Origin of the sequence: Pseudoalteromonas sp. 19-MNA-CIBAN-0066, assembly GCF_040308705.1 — a bacterium.
GTDB lineage: Bacteria > Pseudomonadota > Gammaproteobacteria > Enterobacterales > Alteromonadaceae > Pseudoalteromonas > Pseudoalteromonas nigrifaciens.
On the sequence record NZ_JBEONZ010000366.1, the window covers coordinates 1 to 244 of the forward strand.

Here is a 244-nt window from a genome sequence, read left to right on the forward strand (position 1 = left end):
TATTGACTAAGGTTCAGTGTTATTAAATAACCGCACGGCTTATCATATTGACAATGTTGATGATAAAGACCTAATAACAGTGTTGGTGCAAATTATTAAAGTCACTGATGAGTTAATTTATTTTTCTTATCATAAGACTTTAGGTATTGACTCCAAGATTGATCAGAATGACCCTTATAGACTTTATAACCACCTGCCTACTATTAAGCGTTTTTACCCAATTGGACGTCTTTATAAATACACC

General features: G+C 32.4%; 1 pseudogene. It reads left to right on the forward strand.

Annotated elements, in window-relative coordinates:
• Positions 1-16 precede the first annotated feature (16 nt).
• Positions 17-244 (forward strand): annotated as a pseudogene (locus tag AAEZ18_RS19465) (23S rRNA pseudouridine synthase F); the annotation flags it as partial.